The organism is uncultured Gimesia sp. (assembly GCF_937919775.1).
Taxonomy (GTDB): domain Bacteria; phylum Planctomycetota; class Planctomycetia; order Planctomycetales; family Planctomycetaceae; genus Gimesia.
This window is the reverse complement of the sequence record NZ_CALFPF010000665.1, coordinates 1-6,172: the sequence shown is the minus strand read 5'-3', so window position 1 is coordinate 6,172 and position 6,172 is coordinate 1. Positions and strand designations below refer to the sequence as shown.

The 6,172-nt window shown below is 48.7% G+C and carries 7 protein-coding genes; 4 read left to right on the top strand and 3 right to left on the bottom strand.

All coding sequences use genetic code 11. From position 1 onward, the window contains the following. The coding region (locus Q0294_RS18945; protein WP_299468581.1) for an ABC transporter permease at positions 1–954 on the top strand (954 nt) is incomplete at its 5' end. 50 nt (positions 955–1,004) lie between these two features. Continuing rightward, a complete protein-coding gene (locus Q0294_RS18940; protein ID WP_299468579.1) occupies positions 1,005–1,682 on the top strand; it encodes an ABC transporter ATP-binding protein in 678 nt (225 codons plus the stop codon). Between the two features lie 160 nt (positions 1,683–1,842). Here Q0294_RS18940 and Q0294_RS18935 read toward each other — a convergent pair whose 3' ends face one another. Next, positions 1,843–2,298, bottom strand: a complete 456-nt coding sequence (locus tag Q0294_RS18935) for a hypothetical protein (RefSeq protein ID WP_299468577.1) — start codon at positions 2,296–2,298, stop codon at positions 1,843–1,845. Between the two features lie 612 nt (positions 2,299–2,910). Here Q0294_RS18935 and argB point away from each other — a divergent pair. After that, positions 2,911–3,786 (top strand): acetylglutamate kinase, encoded by an 876-nt coding sequence (gene argB, locus Q0294_RS18930; protein WP_299468575.1) that lies wholly within the window; start codon positions 2,911–2,913, stop codon positions 3,784–3,786. 7 nt (positions 3,787–3,793) lie between these two features. On the opposite strand, the gene Q0294_RS18925 is transcribed toward argB, so the two are convergent. Both Q0294_RS18925 and Q0294_RS18920 read right to left on the bottom strand, forming a co-directional pair. After that, the gene (locus Q0294_RS18925; protein ID WP_299468573.1) at positions 3,794–4,288 is read right to left on the bottom strand and encodes a DUF2231 domain-containing protein; all 495 of its coding nucleotides are present in this window, start codon (positions 4,286–4,288) and stop codon (positions 3,794–3,796) included. After that, positions 4,285–5,274, bottom strand: a complete 990-nt coding sequence (locus Q0294_RS18920) for a hypothetical protein (RefSeq protein ID WP_299468571.1) — start codon at positions 5,272–5,274, stop codon at positions 4,285–4,287. The genes Q0294_RS18925 and Q0294_RS18920 overlap by 4 nt, the downstream gene beginning before the upstream one ends. 172 nt (positions 5,275–5,446) lie before the next feature. Between Q0294_RS18920 and Q0294_RS18915 the strand changes: the two genes are divergently transcribed. Then, positions 5,447–6,172 (top strand): hypothetical protein (locus tag Q0294_RS18915; protein WP_299468569.1); only part of this gene is annotated, 726 nt, incomplete at its 3' end.

Here is a 6,172-nt window from a genome sequence, read left to right as displayed (position 1 = left end):
CTGTCTCTCGAAGATCAGGGAACTTTAAATACCATCGTTAGTCGACAGATTGCTGAACAGCATCATAAGCAGGTGGGGGATACGATCGAAGTCAATGGTCAGGAAATGACGATCGTCGGGCTTTACGAATGTGGTTCGATCTTGCTTGATATCGCCATCATCCTGGATATCGAAGTCGTTCGTGAAGTCACGCGATTTGATCCGGAGAGTGTCAGTTGCTTCTACATTGAGCAGACGGGAACTGTTAAAAACGAGGAGTTGGTAAATCAGATCAAAGACCGTTTTAGAGATCGCGAACTGGCCTCGTGGCAACCGGCCTCTTTGGCGCTGGCTAATGCTTCACAATCGAATCTCCTCAAGGACCTGATTAACACCATTGATCAGACGTTGAAAGGAACTCCTGCTCAGCAGTCTGAAGCCAAACCTGAATCTACTACGAGGAAACAAGATCATCAGACAAGTGATACTGCTGCTAAGACTGTAAAATCGGAGCAGGCGCAAAGTGCACTGGAAGTTCGCTCTGCAGCAGATTGGGGAGATCGTCTGGAAACCTTCACCGCCGATCTGGATATCTTTCTCGGTTTGATGACAGGCATTGGCGTTTTAATCGCCATGCTCAGTATCATCAATACCATGTTAATGAGTGTCATGGAACGGATTGTGGATTTTGGAATTCTGAAGGCCAACGGGTGGTCGAACCGGGATGTCATGCTGTTGATTACAGCTGAAAGTTCCTTGCTTGGAATTTTAGGAGGCATACTGGGAGGGATCCTGGGATTGCTGGCGATTTTTGTCGTCAATTGGAAATTTGCGAATCAGGTTCATCTTTATGCCAGTCCGGGGTTACTCCTGTTCGGCGTGGTGTTTAGTACTTTCCTGGGAATTTCCGGCGGGTTGTATCCTGCCTGGTGGACGACAAGAATGACGCCGATTGATGCCATTCGCCGCGGCTGAAATATTTCGTTGTTTTCCGTTGAAAAATGCGTTCAGAAAGTTTTCATTGTATGATCGAAGTCCGAAATGTCACGAAAATTCATCAGAGCGGTGAGACTGAAGTGCGCGCCCTGCAGGGAGTGTGCTGCCAGTTTCCCGGACAGGCATTTTCTTTTATTCTGGGTCCGTCCGGTAGCGGGAAAAGTACATTGCTCTATTTAATGGGAGCCCTTGATAGCCCTTCTGCGGGTGAAATCTTTGTGCAAAACCGGGCTCTGTCCACATTGAATCAAAACGAACGAGACACATATCGCCGTGAAAAGGTGGGTTTTGTCTTTCAGAACTTTAATCTGTTGAAAAATCTGAACGCTCTGGAAAATGTTCTGGCTCCTTTTTTGCCTCAGGGAGTTTCCGCAGAACAAAAACTACGGGCAGAGGATTTATTGAAGCAGGTGGGGTTGGGGCACCGTATCACACATCGTCCCAGTCAGTTGTCTGGTGGCGAGCAACAACGCGTGGCGATTGCGCGGGCATTGTTAAAGCGGCCTCTGCTGATTCTGGCTGATGAACCAACGGGCGAACTGGATACGCAAACCGGGGCAGAAATCTTCCAGTGCCTGCGAGAGATGAGCGAGCAGTACAAGACCACCGTCGTCATCGTGACGCATGACGAACGCTATATTCGAGAGACAGATTTTATACTCAGATTACGCGATGGTAAAATCGCAGAAGATTCTGCAATTAAATAGTTTTTCTGCCAGTTCGGATCAGGGCATGTATTTTCGGGCACAGAAATTCTGATCTCGGGCGAGGACAGCTACGATTCAGGTTCGTGAATCGTAGCTGAGTCATATCACAAAGCAGGCTGTCTCTCGGTTGGATACAAATCAAATTCGGACGCGGTCGGAATCAAACCGTGTCAATTTTCCCGTCATAAGATTTGCGAAAGCCGGGGCCTGCTTCTGCAGGGGGAGTGGCATACACATTCAGGCGAACAACATCCAGGTCGGCCAGATGACCTTCGATAGTGATATAAGCCGATGATGAGTCACATTCACCTGCAGACGCCGATGGTTCAAGAAAATTAAAATGGAATCGGTTCACAGATTCAAATCGATCCAGTAATTGCAACAGGTCGAATTGAAAATTGGCCGCAATAAATTGACCATCGCGTTGACCGCCTACAATTTCGGTACTTCCCAGAAAGAGCCCCACTTCCCAGCATTCTTCGGAGAACTGGCAATCAAATCCAACCCGTCCGACTTCATCGGTGGGATTGAAGATATCGGCAACTTCGTCCACAAAGCTGCTGAGCCAGGATGGACGGCATTTTATGTTGATTTGTTCCGAGGAAAATTTTTCCATTTGTTTCATCAGGTGTTGAATCGGCAGGTGTGAATGGGCCAACGTTGTTTCTCCGTCTCAATCTTTTAAAGTCTCTTGGTGGTTGGAAATCAAAGCCATCTATTCTGTGAGATTACCATCGTGTTCTGTAGAGTTAAGTATCGGGGAATTCCCCAGAAAGACCACACATCAATTCTTCTGTTCTCAGTAGTTGGCTCAGATCTGGTGTGTGTCAGTGCAAAATTGCCGAACCGGACTGTCGCACCATTCCATCCACATGCCGGGGCCGTATTGGTCAGTCCGATTGTGTTGCCTGTTGGGCGGTCGACTCAAGTTCGGTTATGACAAATTTAATGGAGAAAAAAGGGCCGAAATTCTGTTTTGAGTACTTTGAAATTGAAGTTGAATGAAAAATACGAAATCATACAAAAAAGTAGGAAAAATCAGGTTCATTTTCGATCAGGATTCAATTCGGACACAGTTTTAACCAGTCGTTTGACAGTTCCCGGAGGTCACCTACAATAAGTCCTTGATTTCGGATTTTCGGGTTTGAAAATCAGGGGCTCCGAAGCGATCATTCCATTCGCTCAGATTTGCATTCGTTGATACGTCAAGAAAGATTGAAGGTTTACTGTGGAAGACGCCGTTCGTAAAACCGCTGTTTTGATCGAAGCATTAGGCTGGATGAGAAGATTTCGTGGACGTTATGTTGTAATCAAGCTGGGGGGCAGTGCACTTGAAGAGGAAGCAGCCGTCAAAAGTTTTTTGACAGACGTGATCTTTATGAGAACGGTTGGCATGCACCCGATTCTCGTTCACGGTGGGGGAAAAACCATCAGCCAGGCGATGAATACCGCAGGGATTGAACCACGGTTTGTACATGGTCGACGCTATACCGATGAAAAAACACTGGATATCGTTACGGATGTCCTTGCCAATCAGATCAGCGCATCACTGGTTGATGAAATCAGAGCCCAGGGAGCGAAAGCAGAGCCACTCCATTTTGGAACACGCAATTGTCTTTTGGGAGAGCAATTGACGCTTCAGGCAGAAGATGGCTCTTCCATCGATCTGGGGCATGTCGGTTATGTGACTGACGTTGACCAGGCGCTGCTAGAGGAAATTTGCAAATCAGATACGATTCCCGTGATCCCTTCCGTTGCGCTGGATCACACAGGACAGAAACTGAACGTCAACGCGGATACCGCTGCTGCCGCCTTGGCCCGCATCCTGAAGGCAGAAAAACTGGTCTTTCTCAGCGACGTGCCTGGTATTTTTCTCGATCGAAATGATCCTGCGACCTTAGTTTCCCATCTGGAAACACAGCGCTGTCGTGCCTTGATTGCTGACGGCACGATTGACGCGGGTATGGAGCCCAAGGTAGATGCAGCTCTCGAAGCCCTGGCGAGTGGCGTCGGAAAGGTTCACATTGTTGACGCCCGCCTGCCCCATTCGATTCTATTGGAAATTTATTCCGACAAAGGGATTGGGACCGAGATCGTCAGGTAATGCGCTTTCAGTGGTTCGGATGCTGATTTTCTGGCGTTGCCGCTTCAATCGAACTGGAATCGGTAAACCGGATTTCGGGGTGTCTGATCATGCCTCCCCAGTGCGCTGCCACTGCCCAGAAAACCGAAAGCAGCAGGGTACAGACCAGAATGACCCACCGCTGCCAGCCCGGAATCTTTTCTCCCTGAAATCCCTGTACGAGGGCGTTACCAACGATCATCGCCAACACGACCATTGCCAGCAGGCAGGAGCGCGCCAGGACGGCATGAAATTCCACTGTTTCTTTCTCGACAGTGTAGTGTTCTTTCAAAAGCTCGTACGCGGGGGGGCCCGAAAAGTAAGCGACGGTTGCCAGCAGCAGAATCGTCACAAACAGCCAGCAACTGATTTTGAACAGCCGGTCATCGCGAAAAAAGTGCGCCAGAATAAACAGAATTGACAATCCCCAAAAACCGACTACGGGAACGTGAACCGTCAATAGATGAACCTGGGCTGCGTTCATTGTCGACCTGTCTTGATCGCTTCGCTGGGATCAATCCCCTGATCGACTTGGCTGTAATCGAGTTCGCTGCCTCCCATGCTGTGCGGGATCAGATAACAGACGGTCATCACGATTGCTGCCAGGAAAACGACGACGCGACTAACCACGTGTTCTTTTTTACGAGGCTTGAGACCAATGATTGAGCAGGCGAAGACCCATGCCAGAAACATGAACAGCATTTTGTTGTCGGTCCAGTCTCCTCCTAAGGGAAATCCGGTCCAGTATTCTCCAAACGCGTATTTTTGAACACAGGGACCTAATATCATGCCCCCGATGGTCATGCCGCATAAGGTCAACCAGGCCAGTTGACGCATATTATAAGGAGCGAACAAAGCGGCCAGCCCCGAACGCATTCCAAAAAGAATGGAGAAGATCATTAAAGTGACGTGCGGATACAAGATGGCATCTGGCACGGGATCTTTGAATCGAATCAGAACATTCGTTTCCGGCTTTTCCGGAAATCGACGTTCTTTGCCTTCAATCTTTGCTTCAATATAATATTCCAGTTTGCCAGCCGCTGGCTGTTTCGGGAGCGCTGCTTCCAACTTGTACTGAGTTTCTGCTTCGACCGCCTTCATCGGGATTGATGTAAACTCATCGGCAGTTCGATAGCGTTTATAGAACAGCGTTGCGGATGGCTTGCTCTCTCCGGTTAATGGTGCCGGCAGTTCTACGATAGCATCGGCAGTTGATTCATGTGTACGAATGAGCTTGGCGGTGATTCCCTCTGCCACGCGGATCTTCACGGGATAAGTCGGTCCGGTGGCCCGTTGATAAATCATCGCAGAAGCGGCCAGAAGCACTGCCAGAAACCAGAGCGCGCTCCGTTTGAGCAGGCTGGGCTTTGTTAAGAGAGTTGTTTCTGCAGTAACTTCTTGTGAGGATTCAGCTTCAGGCTGGATTGATTCCTGCTTTTCTTCCATCGGAGCCCCTTTTTTCTCAATCACTGGGAATTCATTATTCGTAGTGTCTTATAAGCGGACCACGATTGCAATTCTATCCTGTGTCTCGGTACGATCAAATAGTACAGAAATGTAACGGAACCTGCCTGTGAATCTCCCCTTTCAGTTTGATCTGCTTGATCCACGTATTTGCTAAATTCGAAATTCTGATATGACCATGCGAGTTACTGCTTTAATCTGTCATCGCGAGAAACCACATGACTGCCCTTTCGGTCAGCGAATTAAGCTTCGTCTGATTCTTCTGGTTTGCATTGTGTGGGTGGCGGGAATTTGCTTTCCCGCTGCAAGCGAAGCACATCCGATTTCAGTCAGTCAGGAAAATGTCTACGTCACGCGCGATAAAGTCGTGGTTTCGATGCAGATTTATGTCGAAGATCTCTATTTCTTTCAGAAACTGGAGCCGGATCAGGAAAATGTCATCTCCGCGGAAAAAATCAAAAAAGCCATCGAAAACCACAAACAGTTTTTGCTGGACCGCCTGCTGGTACGGGATATCAACGGCGAGAAGGTACAGGGGAAAGTGGTTTCCGTCGATGATACTTCGATCAAGCCGCAAGGAGTCGCCATGAGCGATCTTATGCTGTTCACACTGGTTTTTCAGATCGAGTATCCCCTCTCCACACCGCCGGAATTTCTCACCTTCAGTCAACAGCTTGTGGATTCCAACGCGGGTTTTCCGGCGATGGTGCAATTTAACCTCAAACAGGAAGGTTCCGAAACTCCTTATGCCATTGCGATGAAACCGCGCGAGCCACAGACGATTCGCTTTAACTGGGACAATCCTCCTTTAGCTCCCGACGCTTCCGAAGCGGACTGGCAGAAATGGCTTAAGGAACGACGCGAAGAGACGCTGGGGATTACCAGTTACGGAACCATTTATTCT